The 25,196-nt window shown below is 70.1% G+C and carries 25 protein-coding genes, 1 tRNA gene, 1 pseudogene and 1 riboswitch; of the genes and pseudogenes, 20 read left to right on the top strand and 7 right to left on the bottom strand.

Features of this window, described 5'->3' with window-relative positions; all coding sequences use genetic code 11:
* The first annotated feature begins 16 nt into the window (after positions 1 to 16).
* The 7 genes from M1203_RS31980 (at position 17) to M1203_RS31950 (ending at position 5,719) form a co-directional block, all read left to right on the top strand.
* Positions 17 to 1,015, top strand: coding sequence for an ABC transporter substrate-binding protein (locus M1203_RS31980; protein WP_249953409.1), 999 nt, complete (start codon positions 17 to 19; stop codon positions 1,013 to 1,015).
* 10 nt (positions 1,016 to 1,025) lie between these two features.
* Positions 1,026 to 2,066, top strand: coding sequence for an iron ABC transporter permease (locus tag M1203_RS31975; protein ID WP_249953328.1), 1,041 nt, complete (start codon positions 1,026 to 1,028; stop codon positions 2,064 to 2,066).
* Positions 2,063 to 2,839: an ABC transporter ATP-binding protein gene (locus M1203_RS31970; protein WP_249953327.1), complete on the top strand. Its 777-nt coding sequence runs from the start codon at positions 2,063 to 2,065 to the stop codon at positions 2,837 to 2,839. Before M1203_RS31975 ends, M1203_RS31970 begins: the two co-directional genes overlap by 4 nt.
* 69 nt (positions 2,840 to 2,908) lie before the next feature.
* Positions 2,909 to 3,022, top strand: a complete 114-nt coding sequence (locus tag M1203_RS39335; protein ID WP_326612102.1) for a putative leader peptide — start codon at positions 2,909 to 2,911, stop codon at positions 3,020 to 3,022.
* 98 nt (positions 3,023 to 3,120) lie between these two features.
* A complete protein-coding gene (locus tag M1203_RS31960) occupies positions 3,121 to 3,423 on the top strand; it encodes a MoaD/ThiS family protein (protein ID WP_249953326.1) in 303 nt (100 codons plus the stop codon).
* Positions 3,423 to 4,373, top strand: coding sequence for a PLP-dependent cysteine synthase family protein (locus M1203_RS31955; protein WP_249953325.1), 951 nt, complete (start codon positions 3,423 to 3,425; stop codon positions 4,371 to 4,373). Before M1203_RS31960 ends, M1203_RS31955 begins: the two co-directional genes overlap by 1 nt.
* A gap of 593 nt (positions 4,374 to 4,966) precedes the next feature.
* The gene (locus M1203_RS31950) at positions 4,967 to 5,719 is read left to right on the top strand and encodes an MBL fold metallo-hydrolase (protein WP_249953324.1); all 753 of its coding nucleotides are present in this window, start codon (positions 4,967 to 4,969) and stop codon (positions 5,717 to 5,719) included.
* A 76-nt stretch (positions 5,720 to 5,795) separates the two neighbouring features.
* Here M1203_RS31950 and M1203_RS31945 read toward each other — a convergent pair whose 3' ends face one another.
* Positions 5,796 to 7,079, bottom strand: coding sequence for a PTS transporter subunit EIIC (locus M1203_RS31945; RefSeq protein WP_249953323.1), 1,284 nt, complete (start codon positions 7,077 to 7,079; stop codon positions 5,796 to 5,798).
* Between the two features lie 143 nt (positions 7,080 to 7,222).
* Positions 7,223 to 8,506, bottom strand: coding sequence for a PTS transporter subunit EIIC (locus M1203_RS31940; RefSeq protein ID WP_249953322.1), 1,284 nt, complete (start codon positions 8,504 to 8,506; stop codon positions 7,223 to 7,225).
* 192 nt (positions 8,507 to 8,698) lie between these two features.
* On the opposite strand from M1203_RS31940, the pseudogene M1203_RS31935 reads away from it, so the two are divergent.
* The 4 genes and pseudogenes from M1203_RS31935 to rdgB all read left to right on the top strand — a co-directional run.
* Positions 8,699 to 8,941: pseudogene (locus tag M1203_RS31935) on the top strand (glucose PTS transporter subunit EIIB); the annotation flags it as partial.
* An 88-nt stretch (positions 8,942 to 9,029) separates the two neighbouring features.
* A complete protein-coding gene (gene rph / locus M1203_RS31930) occupies positions 9,030 to 9,761 on the top strand; it encodes a ribonuclease PH (protein WP_249953320.1) in 732 nt (243 codons plus the stop codon).
* Between the two features lie 178 nt (positions 9,762 to 9,939).
* Positions 9,940 to 10,338, top strand: a complete 399-nt coding sequence (locus M1203_RS31925) for a hypothetical protein (RefSeq protein ID WP_249953319.1) — start codon at positions 9,940 to 9,942, stop codon at positions 10,336 to 10,338.
* A gap of 34 nt (positions 10,339 to 10,372) precedes the next feature.
* Positions 10,373 to 10,975: an RdgB/HAM1 family non-canonical purine NTP pyrophosphatase gene (gene rdgB / locus M1203_RS31920; protein WP_249953318.1), complete on the top strand. Its 603-nt coding sequence runs from the start codon at positions 10,373 to 10,375 to the stop codon at positions 10,973 to 10,975.
* Positions 10,976 to 11,033: 58 nt separating this feature from the next.
* Here the strand turns inward: rdgB and M1203_RS31915 are convergent.
* The 3 genes from M1203_RS31915 to bcp all read right to left on the bottom strand — a co-directional run bounded on the left by M1203_RS31915 (position 11,034) and on the right by bcp (position 13,177).
* Positions 11,034 to 11,117: transfer RNA gene (locus M1203_RS31915), tRNA-Leu, on the bottom strand.
* A gap of 41 nt (positions 11,118 to 11,158) precedes the next feature.
* Positions 11,159 to 12,601: a glycine betaine/L-proline transporter ProP gene (gene proP / locus M1203_RS31910; protein WP_249953317.1), complete on the bottom strand. Its 1,443-nt coding sequence runs from the start codon at positions 12,599 to 12,601 to the stop codon at positions 11,159 to 11,161.
* Positions 12,602 to 12,709: 108 nt separating this feature from the next.
* Entirely contained in the window at positions 12,710 to 13,177 is a 468-nt protein-coding gene (gene bcp, locus M1203_RS31905; RefSeq protein ID WP_249953316.1) for a thioredoxin-dependent thiol peroxidase, read from the bottom strand.
* Between the two features lie 137 nt (positions 13,178 to 13,314).
* Here bcp and M1203_RS31900 point away from each other — a divergent pair, with 137 nt between their 5' ends.
* The 3 genes from M1203_RS31900 (at position 13,315) to M1203_RS31890 (ending at position 14,511) form a co-directional block, all read left to right on the top strand.
* Positions 13,315 to 13,635 carry a DUF3618 domain-containing protein gene (locus M1203_RS31900; protein ID WP_249953315.1) on the top strand — a complete coding sequence of 107 codons (321 nt, stop codon included), beginning with the start codon at positions 13,315 to 13,317 and terminating at the stop codon, positions 13,633 to 13,635.
* Positions 13,636 to 13,738: 103 nt separating this feature from the next.
* Positions 13,739 to 14,041 carry a co-chaperone GroES gene (locus M1203_RS31895; RefSeq protein WP_051746386.1) on the top strand — a complete coding sequence of 101 codons (303 nt, stop codon included), beginning with the start codon at positions 13,739 to 13,741 and terminating at the stop codon, positions 14,039 to 14,041.
* A gap of 50 nt (positions 14,042 to 14,091) precedes the next feature.
* Positions 14,092 to 14,156: riboswitch (guanidine-III (ykkC-III) riboswitch) on the top strand.
* A gap of 34 nt (positions 14,157 to 14,190) precedes the next feature.
* Positions 14,191 to 14,511, top strand: a complete 321-nt coding sequence (locus tag M1203_RS31890) for a multidrug efflux SMR transporter (RefSeq protein WP_030355070.1) — start codon at positions 14,191 to 14,193, stop codon at positions 14,509 to 14,511.
* A 30-nt stretch (positions 14,512 to 14,541) separates the two neighbouring features.
* On the opposite strand, the gene M1203_RS31885 is transcribed toward M1203_RS31890, so the two are convergent.
* Positions 14,542 to 16,986 carry a transglycosylase domain-containing protein gene (locus M1203_RS31885; protein ID WP_249953314.1) on the bottom strand — a complete coding sequence of 815 codons (2,445 nt, stop codon included), beginning with the start codon at positions 16,984 to 16,986 and terminating at the stop codon, positions 14,542 to 14,544.
* Positions 16,987 to 17,237: 251 nt separating this feature from the next.
* On the opposite strand from M1203_RS31885, the gene M1203_RS31880 reads away from it, so the two are divergent.
* The 4 genes from M1203_RS31880 (at position 17,238) to M1203_RS31865 (ending at position 20,864) form a co-directional block, all read left to right on the top strand.
* Complete coding sequence (locus M1203_RS31880) at positions 17,238 to 18,038, top strand: ABC-2 family transporter protein (protein WP_249953313.1); 801 nt, start codon at positions 17,238 to 17,240, stop codon at positions 18,036 to 18,038.
* 4 nt (positions 18,039 to 18,042) lie between these two features.
* On the top strand, positions 18,043 to 18,969 hold the full coding sequence (locus M1203_RS31875; RefSeq protein WP_249953407.1) for an ABC transporter permease: 927 nt from the start codon (positions 18,043 to 18,045) through the stop codon (positions 18,967 to 18,969).
* Between the two features lie 106 nt (positions 18,970 to 19,075).
* Positions 19,076 to 20,086, top strand: a complete 1,011-nt coding sequence (locus tag M1203_RS31870; RefSeq protein ID WP_249953312.1) for an ATP-binding cassette domain-containing protein — start codon at positions 19,076 to 19,078, stop codon at positions 20,084 to 20,086.
* A gap of 31 nt (positions 20,087 to 20,117) precedes the next feature.
* Positions 20,118 to 20,864, top strand: coding sequence for a DUF1707 domain-containing protein (locus M1203_RS31865; RefSeq protein WP_249953311.1), 747 nt, complete (start codon positions 20,118 to 20,120; stop codon positions 20,862 to 20,864).
* 64 nt (positions 20,865 to 20,928) lie between these two features.
* On the opposite strand, the gene M1203_RS31860 is transcribed toward M1203_RS31865, so the two are convergent.
* A complete protein-coding gene (locus tag M1203_RS31860) occupies positions 20,929 to 22,260 on the bottom strand; it encodes an SGNH/GDSL hydrolase family protein (protein WP_249953310.1) in 1,332 nt (443 codons plus the stop codon).
* Positions 22,261 to 22,531: 271 nt separating this feature from the next.
* Between M1203_RS31860 and M1203_RS31855 the strand changes: the two genes are divergently transcribed.
* On the top strand, positions 22,532 to 24,109 hold the full coding sequence (locus M1203_RS31855) for a DUF445 domain-containing protein (protein WP_249953309.1): 1,578 nt from the start codon (positions 22,532 to 22,534) through the stop codon (positions 24,107 to 24,109).
* 146 nt (positions 24,110 to 24,255) lie between these two features.
* Positions 24,256 to 25,122 (top strand): alpha/beta fold hydrolase, encoded by an 867-nt coding sequence (locus tag M1203_RS31850; RefSeq protein ID WP_374404486.1) that lies wholly within the window; start codon positions 24,256 to 24,258, stop codon positions 25,120 to 25,122.
* The last annotated feature ends 74 nt before the right edge of the window (positions 25,123 to 25,196 follow it).

Below are 25,196 nucleotides of genomic sequence, written 5' to 3'. Positions count from 1 at the left end.
CCCTGCCGTGTCTGTGCTGTCCCGGCGCCGCCGTGCGCTCGCGCCCGCCGTCATCACCGCCGTACTGCTCCCGCTCACCGCCTGCGGCGGCTCCACCACCACGGACACGGAGGACGGCGCGCGGGCCGCGACCACCGCGCCCGGCTTCCCGTACACCGTCACCAACTGCGGGGTGAAAACCACCTATCAGGCGCCGCCGAAGCGGGTCGTCACCATGAACCAGCACGTCACCGAAGTGATGCTGGCGCTCGGCCTGGAGAAGTCCCTCGTCGGCACCGCCTGGCTGGACGACCGGATACTCCCCGCCTACGAGAAGGCGTACCAGAGCGTCCCGGTGCTGGCCAAGGAGTACCCCTCCAAGGAGCGGCTGCTCGCCGCCAACCCCGACTTCGTCTACGGCGGCTACGCGAGCGCCTTCGCCGCCAAGGACGGCCGGGGCCGCGACGACCTCAAGGCCGCCGGCATCGACACCCGGCTCAACCTGGAGAACTGCCCGAAGGACAGGACCTCCCTCGACGACATCTACCAGGAGGTCCGCGAGACCGGCCGCACCTTCGGCGTCGCCGACCGCGCCGAGAAGTGGATCGCCGACGCCCGCACCACGGTCACGGACACCGCGGCCCTGCTCAAGGGCGTCGAGCCGCTCTCCGTCTTCGTCTACGACAGCGGCGACAAGACCGCCTTCACCGCCGGCGGCAAGGGCATCGGCAACGAACTGATCACCCGCGCCGGCGGCCGCAATGTCTTCGCCGACCTCGACAAGTCCTTCGGCGACGCCACCTGGGAACAGGTCGTCGCCCGCAAGCCCGATGTCATCGTCATCTACGACTACGGCTCCACCACCGTCGCCCAGAAGAAGAAGCGGCTGCTGGAGGACCCCGTGCTCAAGGACGTACCGGCCATCAGGAACAAGCGGTTCGCCGTCATGCCGCTCTCGGACGTGGTCCTCGGCGTACGCGCGCCCGACGCCATCGAACGGCTCGCCGCGCAACTCCACCCCGAGTCCGTCAAGTAAGCCCCCGGCCATGACCCGGACCACCCCGCCCGGCCACGGGCGGCTGCGCTACACCCTGGTGCTCGGCTGCCTCGCCGCGGCGCTCGCCGCGGCCGTCGTGGCGGGCCTCGCCCTCGGCTCCGTACGCATCCCGCCAGGCCAGGTGATCACCATCCTCACCGGCGGCGCCGAGCCGGGCCCCTTCCGCACCATCGTGCTCGACGTACGGCTGCCCCGCGTGCTGCTCGGCGTGGTCGTCGGCGCCGGGCTCGCCGTCGTCGGCACCGTCCTCCAGGCGCTCGTACGCAACCGGCTCGCCGACCCCTTCCTCCTCGGCATCTCCTCCGGAGCGTCCGCCGGCGCCGTACTGGTCATGGTCCTCGGCATCGGCGGCGGGATCACCACCACCGTCGCCATGCCCGCCGCGGCCTTCGCCGGCTCGCTCGTCGCACTGGCGCTGGTGTACGGGCTGGCCCGCCGCCGGTCCACGATGACCGGCGGCAGGCTCGTCCTCGCCGGGGTCACCGTCTCGTACATCCTCTCCGCGCTCACCACCCTCATCCTGATCATCTCGGCCCGCCCCGAGCACTTCCAGGAAGCCGTCTACTGGACCTTCGGCGGCCTCGGCAGCGCCCGCTGGTCCACCCTGGTCCTGCCCGCGACCGTCCTCACCCTCGGCACCACGCTGCTCATGGCGCTCGCCCGGCCGCTCGATCTGCTGCTGGCGGGCGAGGAGGGCGCGACCGTGCTGGGCCTGGACACCGGGCGCTTCCGCGCCGCGGTCTTCGTCCTCGCCTCCCTGGTCACCGGCGTGCTGGTGGCCGCGAGCGGCGCCGTCGGCTTCATCGGACTGCTCGTCCCGCACGCCGCCAGAATGGTCGTCGGCGCGGGCCACCGGGCCCTGCTGCCGGTCGCGGCGCTGGGCGGAGCCGTCCTCCTCGTCGCCGCCGACCTCGCGGCCCGTACCGTCGCCGCGCCCCAGGACGTGCCCGTCGGCGTCCTCACCGCGCTCACCGGCGGCCCCGCCCTCCTGTGGCTGATGCGCCGCCGCCCCGAAGGAGCCCCCGCATGACGGCGACACTCCGGCTCGAAGGACTCTCCTACGCCGCCGACGGCCGCCGGCTCGTCGACAGCGCCGACCTGACCGCCGCCCCCGGCGAGACCGTCGGCCTCGTCGGCCCCAACGGCAGCGGCAAGACCACCCTCCTGCGCTGTGTCTACGGAACGCTCCGCCCCAGCCACGGACGGGCCCTGCTCGACGGCGACGACCTGCTCACCATGCCCCCCAAGGCCAGGGCCCGCCGCGTCGCCACCGTCCCGCAGGACGGACAGCCGGACTTCGAGCTGACCGTCCGCGAGGTCGTCGCGATGGGCCGCTCCCCGCACAAACGCTTCTGGGAGGCGGACACCGCCGCCGACACGGCCCTCGCCGAAGCCGCCCTCGACCGCGTCGGGATCGCCGCCCTCGCCGACCGCGCCTTCCCCTCACTCTCCGGGGGCGAACGCCAGCGCGCGCTGGTCGCCCGCGCCCTGGTCCAGCGGCCCGCCCTGCTCGTACTCGACGAACCGACCAACCACCTCGACATCCGCTACCAGCTCGACATCCTCACCCTGATCAGGGAGTCCGGGACCACCAATCTGCTGGCCCTGCACGATCTGAACCTCGCCGCGTACTACTGCGACCGTGTCTATGTCCTCCAGGAAGGCCGGATCGTCGCCTCCGGTACCCCGCACGATGTCTTCACCGCCGAGCTGCTCGCCACCGTCTACGGGGTGACCGCCGAGGTCAGCACGCACCCCGCCACCGGCGCGCCGACCGTCGTCTATCTCCCGCCGTCCGCCTGACGGATAGGGACCGTCCGGGATACGAGATCACATGCCGGAACGCGGATCGGGAATCGATACGATGACCGCATGGTTTTCCACGACGTGAGCGACAAGACGCCGAGCACCCCGCTGCTCGTGGCGCGGCTGCACGTCGATCTGTGCCGCCTCGCCAGTGCCATCTGTCCCAGCGCTGCCGGCTGAGCGACGGCCCCGAGCGCAGCTTTCCGTACGCACGACCCCCTCGCGCGGGGGCCCAGCCGCGCGCCCGTCACGCCATCTCCCGATCAGGAGCCCATGTCATGGCCATCGAGGTCCGCATTCCGACCATCCTCCGCACCTACACCGACGGCGCCAAGGCCGTCGAGGGCAGCGGCGACACGCTCTCGGCGCTCTTCGACGACCTCGAAACCCGGCACACCGGCATTCGGGAGCGGCTCATCGACCCGGCCAAGGACAACCAGCTCCGCCGCTTCGTGAACGTCTACCTCAACGACGAGGACGTCCGCTTCCTCGACGGCGTCTCCACCAAGCTCGCCGACGGCGACAGCGTGACCATCCTCCCGGCCGTGGCCGGCGGCGCGCTCGAAACGTACCCGGTCTGATGCGGTACGACTCCCCGCTGGCGGCGGTCGGCAACACGCCTCTGGTCCGGCTCCCACGGCTCTCCCCGTCGGACGACGTCCGGATCTGGGCCAAGCTGGAGGACCGCAACCCGACCGGCTCGATCAAGGACCGGCCCGCCCTGCACATGGTCGAACAGGCCGAGAAGGACGGACGGCTCACCCCGGGCTGCACCATCCTGGAGCCCACCAGCGGCAACACCGGCATCTCACTCGCCATGGCGGCCAGGCTCAAGGGCTACCGCATCGTCTGTGTGATGCCGGAGAACACCTCGCAGGAGCGGCGCGACCTGCTGGCCATGTGGGGAGCGGAGATCGTCTCGTCCCCGGCGGCGGGCGGCTCCAACACGGCGGTACGGGTCGCCAAGGAGCTGGCGGCCGAGAACCCGTCCTGGGTGATGCTCTACCAGTACGGCAACCCGGACAACGCGGGCGCCCACTACGCCACCACCGGCCCGGAGATCCTGGCCGACCTGCCCTCCATCACCCACTTCGTGGCGGGCCTGGGCACGACGGGCACGCTGATGGGCGTGGGGCGCTATCTGCGCGAGAACGTCGAGGGCATCCAGATCGTCGCCGCGGAGCCGCGCTACGACGACCTGGTCTACGGCCTGCGCAACCTGGACGAGGGCTTCGTCCCGGAGCTGTACGACGCGTCCGTCCTGACGACCCGCTTCTCCGTCGGCTCCGCGGACGCGGTCACGCGTACCCGTGAACTGCTCCAGCAGGAAGGTATCTTCGCGGGGGTCTCGACGGGGGCGGCGTTGCACGCGGCGATCGGTGTCGGCCGGAAGGCGGTGAAGGCCGGGGAGAGCGCGGACATCGTGTTCGTGGTCGCGGACGGGGGCTGGAAGTACTTGTCGACGGGCGTCTATACGGCGACGACGACGGAAGAGGCGATCGAGACGCTACAGGGCCAACTCTGGGCGTAGCGCATCCCGGCGGGGGGCCGTGGTTGCGGTTCGTTTCGGCTGGGGCCGGTTTTCGTGTGCGGGTTGTCGCCGGGGTGCGCTCCGGGCTCGCGTCCGGGACTGCATGATTTACGGCGCGACTCCGGCCACAGTTGGGATGCGGGCGGTCGCGCGCCACAAATCACGCTCTACGTCCCGGACACGACCCCTGCGCGCCCCCCTTCACCACCCGCACAAGCGGGCCCTGCCGACCGCGAGGCCGAGTGTGCCCACGGGCGGGAGGGGGTCGGGGTCGTAGGAGGTGCGTGTCCGGACACTAAAGCGTGATTTGTGGCGCGCGGACGCCCGAACCAACGACTGGCCCGTTGCGCGCCGTAAATCATGCCGTCCGGACATGTACCTCCGGAGGCCCCGGCCCCCGGCACCACAACGCACGCAACCGCACCCGCACCCCGCCGCCCCCGCCGGAGGCGCAACGCCGAACCGGTGACAGGCCAGGTGAGTTCCCCCACAACGGCCCACTGTGGAGGAGCGACCCACCCTTTCGCGCCTTACGCTCGACGAACCGCACGACCCCCGTCGCCCCCCTTCCATGCCACGGAGGTTCCCGCTCCATGAAGCTCACCGTCGTCGGCTGTTCAGGCTCGTTCCCCTCCGCGGGATCGGCCTGCTCCAGTTACCTCGTAGAGGCCGACGGCTTCCGGCTGCTCCTCGACATGGGTAACGGCGCCCTCGGCGAGCTGCAGCGCCACGTTGGTCTCTACGACCTCGACGCCATTTTCCTCAGCCATCTCCACGCCGATCACTGCATCGACATGTGCGCCTACTTCGTCGCCCGTTACTACCGGTTCGACGGCGGACGGTGTGACGCCATGCCCGTCTACGGCCCCGAGGGCACCGAGCAGCGCCTTACCACGGCGTACGCGGACACGCCCTCCGACAAGTCGATGAGCGAGGTCTTCGACTTCCACACGCTCAAGCCGGGCTCCTTCGACATCGGCCCCTTCTCGGTACGGACGGAGAAGGTCGCGCACCCCGTCGACACCTTCGGTATCCGGGTCGAGCACGGCGGCCGGTCGCTCACGTACTCGGGGGACACCGGTGTGTGCGAGCCGCTGGTGGAGCTGGCGGAGGATACGGATCTGTTCCTCTGCGAGGCGGCCTTCACACACGGCAAGGAGGATGTCGTGGGGCTCCATCTGAATGGCCGTGAGGCCGGCGCCCATGCCGCGCGGGCGCGGGCGCGCAGGCTTGTGCTCACGCATATCCCGCCGTGGACGGACGCCGAGCGGAACCTGGCCGACGCGCGCGATGTCTACGCGGGCCCGGCGGAGCTGGCCGTTCCCGGCACGGTGTACGAGATCTGACGGGCAGCCGGGCCACGCACAGCCGTGGGCCCGGCCGTTCCTGACAACGGCCGGGCCCACGGAGCGTGCGGGGAGGCTACTTCGCCTCGGCCTTCTGCAACTCGGCGAGTTCCTCGTCGCTCTCCCGGCCAGGCGTCGGGATATTGAACTTGGTGATCGCGAAGCGGAAGATCGCGTAGTAGAGCGCCGCGAAGCAGAGCCCGACCAGCGCCAGCCCCCATGGGTTGGTCGCGATGCCCAGGTTGAGGGCGAAGTCCACCGCGCCGGCCGAGAAGCCGAAGCCGTCCTTCATACCGAGGGCCCAGGTCAGCGCCATGGAGACACCGGTCAGCACCGCGTGCACCGCGTACAGCGCCGGCGCGATGAACATGAAGGTGAACTCGATCGGCTCGGTCACGCCCGTGACGAACGCGGTGAGCGCGAGCGACAGCATCATGCCGCCGACGACCTTGCGGCGCTCGGGGCGGGCGCAGTGGACGATCGCCAGACAGGCGGCCGGGAGGGCGAACATCATGATCGGGAAGAAGCCGGTCATGAACTGCCCGGCCGTCGGGTCGCCCGCCAGGAAGCGGTTGATGTCGCCGCTCTTGCCCTCGAACGTGCCGGCCTGGAACCACGGGAACGAGTTCAGCAGGTGGTGCATGCCCACGGGGATCAGCGCGCGGTTGGCGACACCGAAGATGCCCGCGCCCACGGCGCCGGAGCCGACCAGCCACTCACCGAAGTTGTGCAGACCCGCGCCCAGGACCGGCCAGATGTAGCCGAAGACGATGCCGATGATCAGACCCGCGAAGGCGGAGAGGATCGGTACGAGGCGACGGCCGCCGAAGAAGCCCGCCCAGTCGGGCAGCTTCGTCCGGTAGAAGCGCTGGTAGAGCAGCGCGACCACGATGCCCATGACGACACCGCCGAGGACCTTCGCGTCGACGGGCGCGCTGTTCATGACTATCTTGCCGTCGACCACCGCCGCGACCTTGGGCAGATTGGAGTCGGTGAAGGTGGCCAGCACGTTCTTGAAGACGAGGTAGCCGGTGACGGCGGCGAGCGCGGTGGAGCCGTCCGCCTTCTTGGCGAAGCCGATCGCGATGCCGACCGCGAAGAGCAGCGGCATGTTGTCCAGGATGGCGTTGCCGCCCGCGGCCATGAACGAGGCGATCTTGGTGATGAACGCCGGGAACGAGTCACGGCCGAGCATGTCGGCGTTGCCGAGGCGCACCAGCAGGGCGCCGGCGGGCAGGACGGCGACGGGGAGCATCAGGCTGCGGCCGATACGCTGCATCACGGCCATCGCGCCGCTGCCCTTGCTCTTGCCCGCCGAGGGCTTCTTGTCCGCCGAAGCGGCGGCGCTGGCCGTGGACATCAACTTCCTCCAGGGGGAACACGGCACACGGCCGCGTGGTCTACACCATCAGTGGTGTAGACCAGTTGTAGCACGGTGTGAATCACATAAGGAACCTGCGACGGCGATATTGGAGACTGTGGCCTGGGCCATAGTCACCGTCGTCAGGGCTGGGTGTTCTGCTTCTCCACGGCCTGTTCCAGTTCCTCCGGCTCATTGCCCGGGGTCGGGATGGCGAACGCCCTGATCGCGACGCGGAACACCGCGTAGTACACGACGGCGAAGCACAGGCCGATCGGAATGATCAGCCAGGGCTTGGTGTCGAGGTGCCAGTTGACCACATAGTCGATCAGGCCGGCCGAGAAGCTGAACCCCGCGTGCACCCCCAGCGCCCAGGTGATCGCCATCGAGGCACCGGTCAGCAGCGCGTGCGCACCGTACAGCAGGGGCGCGGCGAACATGAAGGAGAACTCCAGCGGCTCGGTCACGCCCGTGACGAACGAGGTCAGCGCGAGGGAGGCCATCAGGCCCGTCACCCTCTTGCGGTGCTCGGGGCGCGCGCTGTGCGCGATGGCGAGCGCGGCGGCCGGCAGACCGAACATCATGATCGGGAAGAACCCGGACATGAACTGGCCCGCCGAGGGGTCCCCGGCGAAGAACCGGGTCAGATCGCCCATCACGACGGTGCCGTCCGGCTTGGTGTACTGACCGGCCTGGAACCAGAAGAAGGTGTTCAGGAACTGGTGCAGGCCGATGGGGATGAGCAGCCGGTTGGCGACCCCGAAGATGCCCGCGCCCCACGCGCCCAGATCGATCAGCTGTTTGGCGAACGCGGTCAGCGCGTCCCCGACCGGCTGCCACAGCAGTCCGAAGGCCACGCCGAGAAGGGTGCAGATGAAGGCCATCAGGATCGGCACCAGACGGCGGCCGTTGAAGAAGCCGAGCCAGTCGACCAGTTTCGTACGGTGGAACCGCTGCCAGACGATCGCCGTGAGCAGCCCGATCAGAATGCCGCCGAGCACCCCGGGGTTCTGCGGGATGCCCTCGGGCCTCGCCTTCGTCACCGAGCCGCCCACCGGGAAGGCGGCCAGCACACCGTGGTAGACGAGGAAACCGACGACCGCGGCCAGCGCGGTGGAGCCGTCCGCCTTCTTGGCGAAGCCGATCGCGACCCCGATGCAGAAGAGCAGCGGCAGCCCGAACGCGCCGTCCAGAATGGCGCCGCCGCCCAGGCTCAGCACCTTCGCGGTCCTGTCCCAGAACGGACCGTGCAGATACGCGGCGAAGAGATTCCCGAGGCTGACGAGCAGCCCGGCGGCGGGCAGTACCGCCACCGGGAGCTGGAGACTGCGGCCGATCTTCTGAAGCCCCTGGAACAATCCGTTCCGCCAGCTCTTCCACGGCGGCGCCGGCCTCCGCCGCGGCGCTGCCGTGCTGTCGGAGCTCATCGGCACCCTCTCGTCGTTCCCGACTGGTGTAGACCAGTTGCGATAGGCTCCCGAGGGCCGGTCGCGGGCGGGGCGCCGTTGATCGTCATCATTGGGTACGTGGTGAACGCGCGCCCGTGAAGATGGTCCAACCGTGCGTTACCGTGACGAAACGGTCCACAGTGCTTTGCGTCAGTCAGTTCGACAGTCAGGGAGAAAGACATGGCCACCAAGGCTGAGAAGATCGTCGCCGGGCTCGGCGGACTCGACAACATCGAAGAGGTCGAGGGCTGCATCACCCGCCTGCGCACCGAGGTCGTCGACCCCGACCTCGTCGACGAGACCGCCCTGAAGGCCGCCGGCGCCCACGGTGTCGTGAAGATGGGCACCGCGATCCAGGTCGTCATCGGCACCGACGCCGACCCCATCGCCAGTGAGATCGAAGACATGATGTGAAGCGCTGAGAGCCCCCCAGAACCACCCAAGGGCCTGATCCGGACCACCGGAACAGGCCCTTCGCGCGGGTCCCTATAGGCTCGGGCCCATGTCTCGTATCGACGGCCGAACCCCCGAACAGCTCCGTCCCGTCACCATCGAACGTGGATGGAGCAAGCACGCCGAGGGCTCTGTCCTCATCTCCTTCGGCGACACGAAGGTCTTCTGCACCGCCTCCGTCACCGAGGGCGTCCCGCGCTGGCGCAAGGGCAGCGGCGAAGGCTGGGTCACCGCCGAGTACTCGATGCTGCCGCGCTCGACGAACACCCGCGGCGACCGCGAATCCGTACGCGGCAAGATCGGCGGCCGTACCCACGAGATCAGCCGTCTCATCGGCCGGTCCCTGCGCGCCGTCATCGACTACAAGGCGCTCGGCGAGACCACCATCGTCCTGGACTGCGATGTACTCCAGGCCGACGGCGGCACCCGTACCGCGGCCATCACCGGCGCCTATGTCGCCCTCGCCGACGCCGTCGCCTGGGCCCAGGGCAAGAAGATCGTCAAGGCCGGACGCCGCCCACTGACCGGTACCGTCGCCGCCGTGAGCGTCGGCATCGTCGACGGCACCCCCCTCCTCGACCTCTGCTACGAGGAGGACGTCCGCGCCGAGACCGACATGAACGTCGTCTGCACCGGCGACGGCCGCTTCGTCGAGGTCCAGGGCACCGCCGAGGCCGAGCCCTTCGACCGCAAGGAACTGAACGCGCTCCTCGATCTCGCCACCGGCGGCTGCGCCGACCTCGCCGCGATCCAGCGGTCGGCGCTCGACCAGACCCTCTAGGGCGTGTCTTCAAAGTCCCGCCTGCCCGGCGGCGTCCGGCACGCACGCTCTAGCGGCGCCTTCCCGGCCGGGGCCGCCGGGTAAAGACGCAACCAAGAACAACCCCGGGGCGTCTCCACCCACACGGGCGCACGGACCGAACCGTGCGCCCGTCCACACCTCGGAGAGGAACCGCGCCATGTCCGCCGCGCCGATACGCCGACGCCGCATCACCCTGGCACTCGCCGCCACCGCCGCACTCGCCCTGCCCCTCACGGCCGGCTGCGGCGCCCTCGACAAGGCGCTGGACTGCGTCAAGACCGCCGATGCCATCGCGGGCAGCGTCAACGACCTCCAGCAGGCCGTCTCCAACGCCGGGGACAACCCGCTCAAGATCGACGAGACGCTCAACGACATCGACAACAAGCTCGACACCCTCGGGGACCAGACCGACAACGCCGACCTGAGCAAGGCCGTCGACGACCTGGGCAAGGGCGTCGACAACGTCCGTACGGCCGTCAAGAACGGGGACACCGCCCCCGATCTCGCTCCCATCACCGACGCCGCGTCCGAGATCGGCAAGATCTGCACCCCCTGACCGGCCACGCCGGGACCGGTCCGATACTGGGGGCATGACCCGCCTGATCCTCGCCACCCGGAACGCCGGGAAACTCACCGAACTCCGGGCCATCCTCGCCGACGCGGGTCTGCCCCACGACCTCGTCGGCGCGGACGCCTATCCCGACATCCCCGACGTCAAGGAAACCGGCGTCACCTTCGCCGAGAACGCGCTCCTGAAGGCGCACGCACTCGCCGACGCCACCGGCCTCCCGGCCGTGGCCGACGACTCCGGCCTCTGTGTCGACGTCCTCGGCGGCGCCCCCGGCATCTTCTCCGCCCGCTGGGCGGGCGCGCACGGCGACGACACAGCCAACCTGAACCTGCTCCTGGCCCAGCTCTCCGACATCGCCGCACCCCACCGCGCCGCCCACTTCTTCTGCGCGGCGGCGCTGGCACTGCCGGACGGCACGGAACGCGTGGTCGAGGGCCGCCTCCTGGGCACCCTCCGGGAGTCCCCGTCCGGTACCGGCGGCTTCGGCTACGACCCGATCCTCCAGCCGTCCGGCGAAACCCGTACCTGCGCGGAGCTGTCCCCGGCGGAGAAGAACGCGATCAGCCACCGGGGCAAGGCGTTCCGGGCCCTGGTCCCGGTCGTCAAGGAGCTCCTGGGCTGACCGCCGGGAGCACGCAAACGGCCTGCGTATCAATCCTTTGATTCGCAGGCCGTTCATGTGCGGCGGAAGGGATTCGAACCCTCAAGCCCTATCACGGGCCACAGATCCTAAGTCTGCTGCGTCGCCATTGCGCCACCGCCGCCAGCCGCCTGCCATCGTACCGGGCACGCGGCCGAACGTAGGTCAGGACCTGGACTCGGGGGACTGCGACTCCACCAGTGCCGCCGCCTCCGCCTGGGTCGCCACCGACGGGGGCGAGCCGTCCAGCGGGCGCTGGGCCGTTTCCTTCATACGGGACACCGCGACCACGCCCACCAGCGCCGCCGCCATCGAGTAGTACGCCGGCATCAGATTGTCGCCGGTCAGACTGATCAGGCCCGTGATCACCAGCGGGGTCGTGCCGCCGAAGAGGGACGCGGAGAGGTTGTAGCCCACCGAGAGCGAGCCGTATCTGACCTCGGTCGGGAACAGCGCCGGGAGCGCGGCCGACATCGTGCCCAGAAGGCAGACCAGGGACAGGCCCAGCATCAGTACGCCCGCCGTGATCGCCGGGATGCCGCCCTGCTTGATCAGGAGGAACGCGGGCAGCGAGAGGAAGAAGAAGCCGAGCATGCCCGCCATCAGCAGCGGCTTGCGGCCGAAGCGGTCGTTGAGCTTGCCGACCTGATTGATGATCAGCATCAGGAAGGCCATCACGGCGAGCAGGATGAGCAGCCCGTGCGTCTCGCTGTAGCCCAGCTCGTCGGAGAGATACGTCGGCATGTACGACAGCAGCATGTAGTCCGTGATGTTGTACGCGCCGACCAGCGCGACGCACAGGATCAGCAGGGGCCAGTACTGCCGGAAGATCTTGGCGAGGCCGCCCTTCGTGGTGATCTCCACCGAGTCCGCCGCCTCGAAGACGCGCGCGGTGTCCGACTCCAGTCTCCGGAACGCGGGTGTCTCGTCGAGCCGCAGACGCAGATACAGACCGATCAGCCCCAGCGGCCCCGCGACCAGGAACGGGACGCGCCAGCCCCAGGCCCGCACACCGTCGGGGCCGAGCGCCGCGGTCAGCGCGGTGACCAGGCCCGCCGCGCCGATGTATCCGGCGAGGGTGCCGAACTCCAGGAAGCTGCCGAAGTATCCCCGGCGCTTGTCGGGGGCGTACTCCGCGATGAACGTGGACGCGCCGCCGTACTCGCCGCCGGTGGAGAAGCCCTGGACCAGCCGGAAGAAGATCAGCAGCGCCGGGGCCCAGAAGCCGATCGAGGCGTACGAGGGGATCAAGCCGATGGCGAAGGTGCCGATCGCCATCATGATCATGGTCAGGGCGAGCACTTTCTTACGGCCGAGCCTGTCACCCATCGGGCCGAAGAACATGCCGCCGAGCGGCCGTACGAGAAAGGCCACGGCGAAGGTCGCGAACGAGGACAGCAGCTCGACCGTGGAGTTCCCCGACGGAAAGAAGACATGTCCGATGGTGACGGCGAGATAGCTGTAGATCCCGAAGTCGAACCACTCCATGGCGTTGCCCAGGGAAGCCGCCTTCACCGCCCGCCTGACCGCCGCCTCGTCGGTGACGGTGATGTCGGACCGCCGCGGCGTGGGGTTCTCGCGCTTCTTCTCGTGCTTCCGGTCGGCCAAGGAGCGGTCCTTTCCTCGGGCGAGCCGGTCCACAGGAACCTTCCGCGCGGTCGTGGCGATCGCGAAGCGAGGTCACACCGGAGTGGGACCTCGCTCACGCCGGGACCCTCAGATACCGAGGTCCTTGATGATCTTCGCCACATGGCCGGTGGCCCGCACGTTGTAGAGGGCCCGCTCGACCTTGCCGTCCTCGTCCACGACGATCGTGGAGCGGATCACGCCGGTCACGGTCTTGCCGTACATCTTCTTCTCGCCGAAGGCCCCGTACGTCTCCAGGACGGCCTTGGAGGGGTCGCCGACGAGGGTGACCTTGAGGCTTTCCTTGTCGCGGAACTTCGCCAGCTTCTCCGGCTTGTCGGGGGACACACCGATGACGTCGTAGCCCGCGTCGGCCAGCAGGTCGAGATTGTCCGTGAAGTCGCACGCCTGCTTGGTGCAGCCGGGGGTGAGCGCCGCCGGGTAGAAGTAGACGATGACCTTGCGGCCCTTGTGGTCCGCGAGCGATACGTCGTTGCCGTCGGCGTCGGGCAGGGTGAAGGCGGGGGCGGTGTCGCCGGGCTGGAGGCGCTCGCTCATGGTTCTCCTCGGTGGAGCGGGGTGGACGTCGTGCCGTACGCCGCCGAGCGTAATCGGGGGTGCCGCCGGGTGCGGCGACGACGGAGCTGACAGACTGTCGGCGAAGGACTACCGGACACGACGACGGAGGCAGCGCGGTGTCGGATTCCAGGACCCCGGCGCAGATCGAGGCGGACATCGTCCGCAGGCGCGGACAGCTCGCCGAGACGCTCGACGAGATCGGGGTGCGGGTGCACCCGAAGACGATCGTCGGCGACGCCAAGGCCAAGGTGGTCTCCACGGTGGATCAGACGGCCGGACGCGCGTTCGTGGCCGTGAACAGGACGCTGGCGGGCGTACGGGCGCCGTTCGTCAAGGACGACGGCGCGCCGCGGCTGGAGCGGCTGGTGCCGGTGGCGCTGGTGGCGGTCGGGCTCGTGGGGCTGCTGGTGGTGTCGACGAGGCGCCGCAAGCTTTGATCCGCCCCTGTGGCGTGCGCCGGCGCCCTGGGCAGGTAGGTTCTGGGGCGTGAGCGAGAACACCCACAACCAACGCGACCAGCACGACAAACTGCCCATCCGGATGCTCCATGACCGCGTGCTGGTCAGGACGGACATCCCGGAGGGCGAGCGGCGTTCGTCCGGCGGCATCCTCATCCCCGCGACGGCGGAGGTCGGCCGGCGGCTGGCCTGGGCCGAGGTGGTGGCCGTGGGGCAGAACGTACGGACGGTGACACCGGGGGACCGGGTGCTGTACGACCCCGAGGACCGCGCCGAGGTCGAGGTGCGCGGGGTGGCGTACGTACTGATGCGCGAGCGCGATCTGCACGCCGTCGCGGCGGACCGGTTCGAGGGGTCCGAGGATTCCACCGGGCTTTATCTGTAGCCCTCCTTCCGCACCCCTTCTTCTGTAGCCCTTCGCAGGGGTCTCCGCGGGTTTGCTACCTTGGGGGGACCCCGACGAGACGCGCCGTACCGGGACAAACGAAAGACGACGCACCTGTTGTCCGTGTTTTCGTTGCCGGAGGTGCTGTCATGGCATGGGTTCTGTTGATCGTCGCCGGTCTGCTTGAGGTCGGCTGGTCGATCGGGATGAAGTACACCGAGGGGTTCACCCGGCTGTGGCCGAGCCTGTTCACCGGCGCCGGGATCGTCGCCAGCATGCTGTTGCTGTCGCATGCGGCGAAGACACTGCCGATCGGTACCGCGTACGGCGTGTGGGTTGGTATCGGCGCGGCCGGTGCGGCGGTGCTCGGCATGGTGGTGCTGGGGGAGCCGGCGACCGCCGCCCGGATCTTCTTCGTCTGTCTGCTGCTGGTGGCCGTGGTGGGGCTGAAGGCGACGTCCGGCCACTGAACCGGGTCGCGGCGCCCGGTCCGGCCGCTGTCAGGCGCCCGGCGCGTCGGACAGGGAGGTGCGGGCGCCCTGACCGTCGCCCGCGTCTCCCCGACCGCCCCCGCCGGTGCCGGTACTGCCCTTGGCCGATGCGCCACCCATGCCGCCGCCACCTGTGGGCACGCCGCCGCCGTCGGACCGTTCCGGTGGTGGCTGACCGGGTGTCCGCCCCGCCGACTGCCCCTGGACGCGGCCTTGCTCGGAGCCTTGCGACCGGCCCTGGGCGCGGCTGCCGTTCGCGTCGTCCGTTTCCGACCCGTCCTGCGCCCGGTCTGTCTGTCCCGGGGACTGTCCCGGGGCCCCGCCCGGTGCCGCGCTCGGAGCGCCCGCCGGGTGTGAGCCTTTCGGCTTGCCGGGCGGGCCCGCCTGCTCCGACTCCGAGGACGAGTCCTCCTCGGAGTCGGAGTCGTCGTCAAGCCGCAGATCGAAGTCGTGCGCCGGGCTCTTGCGGAGAGCGGCGGCCGTGTACCGGCCCCAGATCTCGGTCGGCGGTCCGCCGCCGTTGATGCGCTCCCGGCCGAGGGCCCCGTACAGCGACTTCTGCGCGGCGGTCACCGGATCGGCGCCCATGACCGCGACGACCGTGGCCAGGTCCGGGGTGTACCCCGCGAACCAGGCCGCCTTGTCCTCCTCCGCCGTGCCGGTCTTGCCCGCCGCCGGGCGGCCCGCGGACTGGGCGGCGGTGCCGGTGCCCTGGGCGACGACACCGCGCAGCACGGAGGTGGTGGTGTCGGCGGCAAGGCGGCTGATGACCTGCTTCATGTCCTGCTTCGGCAGGGTGACCTCCGTACCGTTCCTGGTGATCCTGTCGACCAGGGTGTACATGCCGTGCCTGCCGTGGTTGGCGAGGGTCGCGTACGCCTTCGCCATGTCCAGTACGGAGGCGGTGGCCGGGCCGAGCGCGATGGAGGGTGTCGCGGTCAGGTCGGGGGTGTTCTCGGGGAGGCCGAGCGCGACGGCGGTCTTCCTGACCGTGTCGGGGCCGACGTCCTGGGCCATCTGCGCGTAGACGGCGTTGACGGAGTAGTCGGTGGCGGTCTGCACGGAGATGGGCCCGTAGTTGGTGTCGTCCTCGTTCGCCGGCGAGTAGTCGGTGGGGCCGTCGGGGCCCTCGACCACATGCTGGTTGTCGCCGTCGTAAACGGTGTACGGGGTGATCGGCTCGCCGTACAGGGTCTCGGAGCCGTTCTCGACGGCGGCGGCGAAGACGAACGGCTTGAAGGTCGAACCGACCTGGTAGTCACGGCGGGTCGCGTTGTTGACGTACTGCTTGGTGTAGTCGATGCCGCCGTACATGGCGACGACCTTGCCGGTCTTCGGTTCGATGGAGACCCCGCCGACCCGGACGACGCGGTCGGCCTTGCGGCCGGCTTTGAGCTGTGAGGTGACCTGCTGCTCGACGGCGGTGGTGAAGGCTTCCTGCTTCGCGCGGTCCAGCGTGGTGGTGATCCGGTAGCCGCCTGCGGCCAGGGTCTTCTCGTCGATGATCCTGTTGCTGGTGAGATGCTCCTCGACGGCCTGGACGATATAGCCGCGCTGCCCGGAGAGGCCGGAGCCAGCGTGCCTGATCTTGCCGGGCATCGGGAACTTCATCTTGCGGCGCTCGGCGGGGCTGAGCCAGTCCTCCTTGACCATGCCGTCGAGGACGTATTTCCAGCGCGCGACGGCGGCCCGCTTGTTCTCGGGGTGGAAGACGACGTCGAACTCGCTGGGCGCGTTGAGCAGGGAGGCCAGATAGGCGCCCTCCGCCGTGTTGATCTCCTCCACGTCCTTGCCGTAGTACGCCTGGGCCGCGGCCTGGACGCCGTACGCGTTACGGCCGAAATAGCTGGTGTTGAGATAGCCCCGGAGGATCTGCCCCTTGGTCGCCTCGCGGTTGAGCTTGATCGCGATGAAGAATTCCTTGGCCTTGCGGACGATCGTCTGTTCCTGGCCGAGGTAGTAGTTCTTGACGTACTGCTGGGTGATGGTGGAGCCGCCCTGGGTGCCCTTGCCGGTGACGGTGTTCCAGGCGGCGCGGACCATGCCCTGCGGGTCGATGGCGGGTTCGTTGTAGAAGCCGCGGTCCTCGGCGGCCAGTACGGCGAGCTGTACGGTCTTCGGCACCTGCGCGAGCTTGACGTTCTCGCGGTTGACCTCGCCGTCGCGGGCGAGGTGCGTGCCGTCCGCGTACAGATAGACATTGGACTGGGCGGTGGCGGCGGCGTTGGCCGGCGGGATGCTGACGAGCTTGTAGCCCAGGACGAACCCGCCCATGAGGACGAGCCCGAAGATCAGTAATCCGCCGAACAGCGTGCGCCGGCTCGGGAGGGCGCTGCGCCAACCGGTGCGGGGACGCACGGGCCGCCCGGCCTTCCCGGCCGGGCGGCCGGGGGCGGCGTGGGGGGCCGAGGGGTCCCGTGGGGCCCAGCCGTGTTGCTGTGGCTCGTCGCTCATATCAGTGGAGACTCCTCGGCCGCGGACGGCGGTTCACTTCCGGCATAACGGTGTCGTACCAGGCGATTAGCGTTTCAGACCCATGAAACGCTGTGTACTCCCATGAAACACGGACAGAACGATGGGGCGCCGACAGCCGGATAACCGGTCGCGGCGGCCGGTCCCCGTGGGCTAGGGTCGTGCGCTTTGGTGCCAGGACGCCGACGACGCGCTGATGGAGTGGGGGAAATGGTGTGGGGGAGGGGACTGTGGTGCGGCTGTACGCAGTAGTGGCCGCAGGTGGGTTCCGCCGCTATGCGACGTACCGGGTGGCCACCGTCGCGGGAGTGTTCACCAACACCGTCTTCGGCTTCATCATGGCGTACACCTATACGGCTCTCTGGGACGAGCGGCCGCACCTCGGTGGCTACGACCTCTCCCAGGCCGTCACCTATGTGTGGCTCGGCCAGGCTCTGTTGATGACCTGCGCCACGATGGGCGGCGGGTTCGAGGACGAACTGATCGAGCGAATCCGCACCGGTGACATCGCCGTCGACCTCTACCGGCCGGCCGATCTCCAGCTGTGGTGGCTGGCCGGGGATCTGGGCCGGGCGGCCTTCCATCTGCTCGGGCGCGGGATCGTACCGATGGTGCTCGGCTCGCTCGCCTTCGAGCTGGCGCTGCCCGGGGATCCGGGGACCTGGCTCGCGTTCCTGTTCGCCGTGATGCTCGGGGTGGTCGTCAGTTTCGCGATCCGCTTCCTGGTCGCGCTCTCCGCGTTCTGGCTGATGGACGGCGCGGGCGTGGCGCAGATGGCGGTACTGGGGGGCATGTTCTTCTCCGGGATGCTGCTGCCGCTCAACCTCTTCCCGGGGGTGCTGGGGGAGGTGGCGCGGGCGCTGCCCTGGTCGTCGCTGCTCCAGGTCCCGGCGGATGTCTTCCTCGGCAAGTACACCGGATGGGACGTGGCGGGGGCGTACGCGTTCCAGGCCGGCTGGGCGCTGGCCCTGCTGGCGACGGGGCGGCTGCTCCAGACCGTCGCGACACGGAGGGTGGTCGTCCAGGGTGGCTGACGAGATGTACGCGGACGCGGAACCGGTCGCCGATGGGAGACGGGCGGTGGCCGCGGACGCGGGAACGGCGGTTGCCGCGTACGCGGGATCGGAGGAGTGGATTCCGCGGCTGTCGCGGCGGGCCGCCCTGCGCGACGGGCTGCGGGCGTACGGCCTGATCGTGGCGATGTGGACGAGGGCCACGATGGCGTACCGCGCGTCCTTCGTGATGACGGCGTTCGGGAACTTCGCGGCGACGGCCTTCGACTTCGTCGCGATCCTGCTGATGTTCGGCCATGTGGACGCGCTCGGCGGCTACTCGCTGCCCGAGGTGGCCTTCCTGTACGGGACGTCCGCCACGGCCTTCGGCCTCTCCGATCTGGTGCTCGGCTCGATGGACCGGCTGGGGCGCCGGGTACGGGACGGCACGCTCGACACGCTGCTGCTGCGGCCCGTGCCCGTACTGGCGCAGGTGGCGGCCGACCGGTTCGCGCTGCGCCGGCTCGGCCGGGTCACCCAGGGGCTGCTGGTGCTCGGCTATGCCCTGCTCACGCTCGACATCGACTGGACGGTGACGCGGGCGCTGATGCTTCCGATGATGGTGCTGAGCGGGGCGGCGATCTTCGCGGCGGTGTTCGTGGCGGGCGCCGCGTTCCAGTTCTGGGCGCAGGACGCCTCCGAGGTGCAGAACTCGTTCACGTACGGCGGGACGACCCTGTTGCAGTACCCGCCGACGGTCTTCGCGAAGGATCTGGTGCGCGGGGTGACGTTCGTGGTGCCGCTGGCCTTCGTCAACTGGATCCCCGCGCTGTATGTCCTCGGCAGGGAGGACCCGTTGGGGCTGCCGGAGCCGGCCGCGTTCCTGCCGCCGGTGGTGGCGGTGGTGTGCTGCGCGCTGGCGGGGGTGGCGTGGCGGGCGGGGCTGCGGGCGTACCGGAGCACGGGGAGCTAGTGCCGGGAGGGGCACTGGACGAGATTTCGGACTTGCTCGTCCGGAGGTTCGGCGTTGGGCGCGTACGTCGTACGGATGAGACACAGGGAGAGGAGGCGGAGCGTTCATGAGTACGGATGGCACGGGCGGTACGGCGAGCGGCGGGGGCACGGACGGCACGGCCTTCATCGAGCTGGACGGCGTCGAGAAGGTCTTCGACGTACGCCGCAAGGCCGGTCTGCTGCGCCGTGAGAAGCATCAGGTGCGGGCGGTCGACGGCATCAGCTTCCGGGTGCCGCGCGGCGAGATGGTCGGCTACATCGGCCCGAACGGCGCCGGCAAGTCGACCACCATCAAGATGCTCACGGGCATTCTGACCCCGAGCGGTGGCCGGCTGCGGGTCGCGGGCATCGATCCTTCCCGGGAGCGTACGAGGCTGGCGCACCGCATCGGCGTGGTCTTCGGGCAGCGGACCACGCTGTGGTGGGATCTGCCGCTGATCGACTCGTACCGGCTGATGCACCGGATGTACCGGGTGCCCGACGCGCGGTACCGGGTGAATCTGGAGCGCTGTGTCGAACTCCTCGATCTGGCCGAGCTGCTGGACGTACCCGTACGGCAGCTCTCGCTCGGCCAGCGGATGCGCGGCGATATCGCGGCGGCGCTGCTGCACGACCCGGAGGTCCTGTATCTGGACGAGCCGACGATCGGCCTCGATGTGATCTCCAAGGCCAAGGTCAGGGAGTTCCTGCGGGATCTGAACGCGGAGCGCGGTACGACGGTCCTGCTGACCACCCACGATCTGACCGATATCGAGCAGCTCTGCAAGCGCGTGATGGTCATCGACCACGGGCGGCTGCTGTACGACGGTGGGCTGGCCGGACTGCACGAGGTGGGGGAGAGCGAGCGGACACTCGTCGTCGACCTGGAGCGCGAACTCCCGCCGATCGAGGTGCCCGGGGCGCGCGTGGTGCGGACGGAGGGGCCTCGGCAGTGGCTGGCCTTCCCCGCCGCCGAGTCCGCGGCGCCGCTTCTCGCGCGGATCGCGGCGGAATATCCGCTGGTGGACCTGTCGGTGCGGGAGCCGGACATCGAGGCGGTGATCGCCAAGATGTATGCCGACCGATCAGCTGTGTGACGTGACCCCCGCAGTTGACTAGTCTGCTCGTATGACGAGTGAGCGGCCTGATCCGCCGACCTACCCGCGCCCTGACACGCGCGCATCCGACGCCGAGCGGGAACGGGTCGCGGAGCGGCTGCGCGAGGCCATGGCCGAGGGCCGGCTCGATATGGAGGAGTTCGACCAGCGCCTGGAGGCGGCCTACACGGCACGCACCCATGGCGAGTTGGCGCCACTGGTACGGGATCTCCCCGCGCCGGGGACGACGACGGACGTGGCGCTCGCGACCGACTCCTCCGTCGCCGGGCACGGTGTGCGCGACTCGGCGGGCACGGGTGAGGTGAACACCTGGCAGAGCCGGATCGGCCGGGAGCCGGCCACCTCGAAGGGCGCCTTCGCGTTCTGGGGCGGGTTCCGCCGCAGGGGGACGTGGACGGTGGCCCGCAAGTTCACGACCGCCGTCCTCATGGGGGGCGGTGAGATCGATCTGCGCGAGGCGCGGTTCGAGGACCGCGATGTGGTGATCCGCTGTTTCACGATCATGGGCGGGGTGCATGTGACCGTACCGCCGGACCTGGACGTCGAGGTCAGGGGCTTCGGGCTGATGGGCGGCTTCGGCGAGACGGGCGAGGGCACGGCGAGCCCGGGGTCGCCCCGGGTGATCGTCACGGGCTTCGCGGTGATGGGCGGGGTCGGGGTGGAGCGCAAGGTGCGGGAGTCGGAGAAGCGCCGGCTCAAGGAGGAGCGCAAGCGCCAGAAGCTGGAGAAGAAGGCGGAACGCAAGGAGCTGGACTGAGGGGTACGACAGGAGCTGGACCGAGGGGTGCGACAGGAGTTGGACCGAGGGGTGCGATGAGCCGTCACAGCTGGGCCGGCGCCCGCTCCGCCAGCAGCCGGGGGCTCAGATAGCGGCCCATTACCCGGTACCCGGCGTCACTCGGGTGCAGCCCGTCGCCCGAGTCGTACACCGGCCTGATCCGGTCGGGCGCGTACGGATCCCGTATCACCTTGTCGAAGTCCACGACCTCGTCGAAGACCCGGCCCGAGCGGATCTCCTCGTTGACCCGGTCGCGTACGGACTCGGTGGTGGCGTTGTACCCGCCGTACGCGCCGAACGGTGTCAGCGTCGACCCGATCACGCGCAGCCCGCGCGCCTTCGCCCGCTGGGCCAGTTCGCGCAGCCCGGCGGTGATCCTGGCGGGGTCGGTCTCGCGGCCCCGCAGGATGTCGTTGACGCCGAGGTCGATGACGACGACCTTGGCACCGGCCCGGTCGAGTACGTCGCGCTGGAAGCGGGCGAGCCCGCTCGCGCCGTTGCCCAGCGATGACCCGTCGGCCAGGACGCGGTTACCGCCGATGCCCTCGTTGAGTACGCCGATGTGCTGGTCGCGCAGGCGCGCGGCGAGCACATCGGGCCAGCGGCGGTTCGCGTCGTAGCCGGAGCCGACCCCGTCGGTGATCGAGTCACCGAAGGCGACGACCGCCCCCCGCGCCTCGGGGTTGAGGACATCGACGGCGGTGAGATAGCGCCAGACCTTGCGCGACGGGGCGTACGCGGTCGCGTCGAGGGCGCGCGTACGGTCGCCGTCGGCGAGATACGAGGTCTGGAGCGCGTGCCGGTGATAGGTGACGGGCCCCCCGGCGCGCGGGGTGTGGAGCGTGACCAGCAGATCGCTGTCGTACGGCACCCGAAGCGCCACGGGATCGCTGACGACCTGCCCGCCGGGCGGTACGGTCACGGCCGCCCGGCGGCCGAAGGTCAGCTGCCGCATGGTCCCCGCGACTGCCTCGGGACCGCCCCCGCCCTTGCCGACCGCGACCGTAGCGGTCCCTATCAGCAGCGGGGTGGGGCTGTAGAGATTGGAGAGGGTGATCCGGACCTTGCTGCCGCCGAGGCTGGTGTGTACGACGTTACGGATGGAACGCCCGGGGTACCCGACCGGCGCCCCCGGCTCGGCACCCGCCGGAGCGGCGGCCCAGGTGCCGGTCCAGTTGTCGGCGGAGGCGGGCGCGGCCGTCCCCATGGGGGTGCGCCCGCGCGTACGGGGGTCCCCGGAGGTATCGGCGGAGCCGCCCCTGTCCGCGCGTGTGCCGCTGTCCAGCAGTCCGTACCCGGTGATGATGACGCCGCACACCAGCGCCACCACCGTGACCAATGCCCCGAGCAGGGCGAATCCGCGATGTCTGGTCATTGCCCCCGAGTCCCCCCGTGTCTCCCTCGTCACCACATCACCACGTACGGCACTACGTAGGGCATCACGTACGGCATCACGTACGGAACTACGTACAGAACCCATCATCCGACATCGCGCGGGAACTTGACGTGCGCCCCGGGAGTACCTCAGGCAGGGACAATGCGGTAGGGGCGGTGCGCGGGCACGAGAACGGGAGCATGGAGCGTTGAGCCGAGTGCGTTGAGCATGGCGCCGGCGCTTACGCGGACGGGTGAATCGGGTGGAGCGGATGGAACGTACAGATCCGGAGAGAGCGGTGGAGGGCGGCGACGGCAGCGGCGGGGGCAGCGGCAGCGGCCACGGCAGTGGTGGGGGCCACGGTAGTGGTGGGGGCAGGGGCAGCGATGGTCGTGCTGGTCTCCCCGTCGGGGCCGACGGTCCGGGGGGATCCGGGGTGTCGGGCGGGGCTGGTGTGGCTGGTGTGCCCGGCGGGACTGGTGGGCCCGGCGGGTCTGGCAGGCCGGGCGGGTCTGGCAGGCCGGGCGGGCCTGGTGAGCCGGGTGGGACTCGGCCGTCCGGGGCCGGAAAGCTCTCGGCGCTCCCCGCCTTCACCTATACGGCCGCCGACGCGGAGAAGCTGCGCGGCGTCCGCCGGATGAAGACCACCGCCACCGGTCTGCTGCTGCTGGTGGCCCTGATCTATGTGCTCGCCACCTGGGCGAAGAACTCCGGCATGGGCGGCTGGACCGGCTTCGTCGCCGCGGCGGCCGAGGCGGGCATGGTGGGCGCGCTGGCCGACTGGTTCGCGGTGACGGCGCTCTTCCGGCACCCGCTCGGTCTGCCCATCCCGCACACCGCGATCATCCCGAACAAGAAGGACCAGCTGGGCACGTCGCTCGGCGCGTTCGTCGGGGAGAACTTCCTCTCGGCCGAGGTCGTACGGAACCGGCTGAGAGCCCTCGGTATCGGCCGCCGGCTCGGCACCTGGCTCGCGGAGCCGGACCACGCGGACCGGGTCACCGCCGAGCTGTCCACGGCGCTGCGCGGCGCGCTGACCGTCCTGCGGGACTCGGACGTCCAGGCGGTCGTCGGCGAGGCGATCACCCGGCGCGCGAACGCGGTGGAGATCGCGCCGGGCCTCGGCAAGACCCTGGACACGGTCGTCGCCGACGGCGCCCACCACCGCGCGGTCGATCTGATCTGCGCCCGCGCGCACGACTGGCTGGTGGAGCACGGGGACTCGGTCATGGACGCGGTCCAGGGCGGGGCGCCGGGCTGGACGCCGCGCTTCGTCGACCGGAGGATCGGCGACCGCGTCTACAAGGAACTGCTCCGCTTCATCACCGAGATGCGCGATATGCCGGACCACCCGGCGCGCGGCGCCATCGACCGCTTCCTGCGCGATTTCGCGGTGGACCTCCAGTCGGACACGGACACCCGCGCCCGGGTCGAACGCATGAAGTCGGAGCTGCTCGCCCGCCCCGAGGTGCAGGACATCATCGCCTCGGCCTGGGCTTCCGTGCGGGCCATGATCATGTCGGCCGCGGAGGACGACCGGAGCGAACTGCGCCTGCGGGCGCGCGCCTCGCTGCTCTCCCTGGGCTCGCGGCTGGCGACGGACGCCCGGCTCCAGGGGAAGCTGGACGGCTGGATCGAGGACGCGGCGGCGTATGTCGTCTCCACGTACCGCGGCGAGATCACCTCCCTGATCTCGGACACGGTCGCGAGCTGGGACGCCGCCGACACCTCCAGGAAGATCGAGGCGCATATCGGCCGCGACCTCCAGTTCATCCGGATCAACGGCACGGTGGTGGGTGCCCTGGCGGGCCTGCTGATCTATACGGTGGCCCATCTGCTGGGGGCGTGACGAAGCGCTGGGCGCGTGATCCGGCCCCTGTGACCCTGTCGTCCGGAACGAGTCATGGTCAACCACCGGCGCGGCGGGTGCCGGTGACGGCCCGGGGCGCGAGAAACGGGTGTGCCCCTGAGCGCGGGCTGTGGGACCGTCGGCGCATGGCGCGGACGACGGAGATGGTGACGAGCGGGGACGGGGTACGGCTGGCCTGTACCGATCATGGGGCTGGTATGGGCGAGGGCGTGGGCAGCGGCGAGGGGCGGCCCGTACTCCTGCTGCACGGGCTGGCGGGCCACGCGGCCGAATGGGACCCGCTCGTACGGCTGCTCCGGCCCGCGCGCCGGGTGGTGGCGTACGACGCGCGCGGCCATGGCGCCAGCGAACGCCGCCCCGCGGACGTTTCGCGCGCGGCGCATGTACGCGATGTGGTAGCGGTGGCCGAACGACTGGCGCTCGATCGGCCCGTCCTCGTGGGCCAGTCTCTGGGCGGCCATACGGCCATGCTCGCCGCCGCGGCTCATCCGGAACTGTTCAGTGCCCTGGTTCTGATCGAGGCGGGCCCCAGGGGCCCCGATCCGGAGGTGCCCGCGCGTATCGGCGGCTGGCTGGACTCCTGGCCGGTGCCCTTCGCGTCCATGGAGGAGGCGACAGCGTTCTTCGGCGGCGGCCCGGCCGGCCGGGCGTGGGCGGCGGGCCTGGCGGAGCGCCCGGACGGCCTGCGCCCGCGCGTCGACCGGGAGGTGATGGTCGCCTGTGTCGCCGAGAACGCCCGCCGGTCTTTCTGGGACGAGTGGGAACGGGTGCGCTGCCCCACGCTCGTGGTGCGCGGCGATACGGGCTCGATGCCGGAGGCGGAGGCCACGGAGATGCGGGTACGCCGTCCGGGGACGGAGCTACGCGTGATTCCGTCCGCGGCCCACGATGTCCATCTGGACCAGCCGGAGGCGCTGCACGAGGCGATAGAAGCGTTCTTGCGACACAGTCACGCCGGGCCTGACAGATCTAAATCTGACCATATGCCTTGAACGCTACGCAGGACGCAAGAGATCGTCACAGTCAGCCGACACGTGTCCACTTCAGGGCCGGGACGGGCAGGGAA

This window comes from Streptomyces sp. 35G-GA-8, from assembly GCF_023534745.1.
Taxonomy (GTDB): Bacteria; Actinomycetota; Actinomycetes; order Streptomycetales; family Streptomycetaceae; genus Streptomyces.
The sequence above is the reverse complement of the archived record's forward strand: the minus strand, read 5'-3'. Positions and strand labels throughout refer to the sequence as shown.

Excerpts from the sequence above, each read along its gene's own strand:
- M1203_RS31975 (WP_249953328.1), top strand. The coding sequence starts at position 1,026 with ATGACCCGGACCACCCCGCCCGGCCACGGGCGGCTGCGCTACACCCTG.
- M1203_RS31970 (WP_249953327.1), top strand. The coding sequence starts at position 2,063 with ATGACGGCGACACTCCGGCTCGAAGGACTCTCCTACGCCGCCGACGGC.
- M1203_RS39335 (WP_326612102.1), top strand. The coding sequence starts at position 2,909 with ATGGTTTTCCACGACGTGAGCGACAAGACGCCGAGCACCCCGCTGCTC.
- M1203_RS31960 (WP_249953326.1), top strand. The coding sequence starts at position 3,121 with ATGGCCATCGAGGTCCGCATTCCGACCATCCTCCGCACCTACACCGAC.
- M1203_RS31955 (WP_249953325.1), top strand. The coding sequence starts at position 3,423 with ATGCGGTACGACTCCCCGCTGGCGGCGGTCGGCAACACGCCTCTGGTC.
- M1203_RS31950 (WP_249953324.1), top strand. The coding sequence starts at position 4,967 with ATGAAGCTCACCGTCGTCGGCTGTTCAGGCTCGTTCCCCTCCGCGGGA.
- M1203_RS31945 (WP_249953323.1), bottom strand. The coding sequence starts at position 7,079 with ATGTCCACGGCCAGCGCCGCCGCTTCGGCGGACAAGAAGCCCTCGGCG.
- M1203_RS31940 (WP_249953322.1), bottom strand. The coding sequence starts at position 8,506 with ATGAGCTCCGACAGCACGGCAGCGCCGCGGCGGAGGCCGGCGCCGCCG.
- rph (WP_249953320.1), top strand. The coding sequence starts at position 9,030 with ATGTCTCGTATCGACGGCCGAACCCCCGAACAGCTCCGTCCCGTCACC.
- M1203_RS31925 (WP_249953319.1), top strand. The coding sequence starts at position 9,940 with ATGTCCGCCGCGCCGATACGCCGACGCCGCATCACCCTGGCACTCGCC.
- rdgB (WP_249953318.1), top strand. The coding sequence starts at position 10,373 with ATGACCCGCCTGATCCTCGCCACCCGGAACGCCGGGAAACTCACCGAA.
- bcp (WP_249953316.1), bottom strand. The coding sequence starts at position 13,177 with ATGAGCGAGCGCCTCCAGCCCGGCGACACCGCCCCCGCCTTCACCCTG.
- M1203_RS31895 (WP_051746386.1), top strand. The coding sequence starts at position 13,739 with ATGCTCCATGACCGCGTGCTGGTCAGGACGGACATCCCGGAGGGCGAG.
- M1203_RS31890 (WP_030355070.1), top strand. The coding sequence starts at position 14,191 with ATGGCATGGGTTCTGTTGATCGTCGCCGGTCTGCTTGAGGTCGGCTGG.
- M1203_RS31885 (WP_249953314.1), bottom strand. The coding sequence starts at position 16,986 with ATGAGCGACGAGCCACAGCAACACGGCTGGGCCCCACGGGACCCCTCG.
- M1203_RS31875 (WP_249953407.1), top strand. The coding sequence starts at position 18,043 with ATGTACGCGGACGCGGAACCGGTCGCCGATGGGAGACGGGCGGTGGCC.
- M1203_RS31870 (WP_249953312.1), top strand. The coding sequence starts at position 19,076 with ATGAGTACGGATGGCACGGGCGGTACGGCGAGCGGCGGGGGCACGGAC.
- M1203_RS31865 (WP_249953311.1), top strand. The coding sequence starts at position 20,118 with ATGACGAGTGAGCGGCCTGATCCGCCGACCTACCCGCGCCCTGACACG.
- M1203_RS31860 (WP_249953310.1), bottom strand. The coding sequence starts at position 22,260 with ATGACCAGACATCGCGGATTCGCCCTGCTCGGGGCATTGGTCACGGTG.
- M1203_RS31855 (WP_249953309.1), top strand. The coding sequence starts at position 22,532 with ATGGAACGTACAGATCCGGAGAGAGCGGTGGAGGGCGGCGACGGCAGC.
- M1203_RS31850 (WP_374404486.1), top strand. The coding sequence starts at position 24,256 with ATGGCGCGGACGACGGAGATGGTGACGAGCGGGGACGGGGTACGGCTG.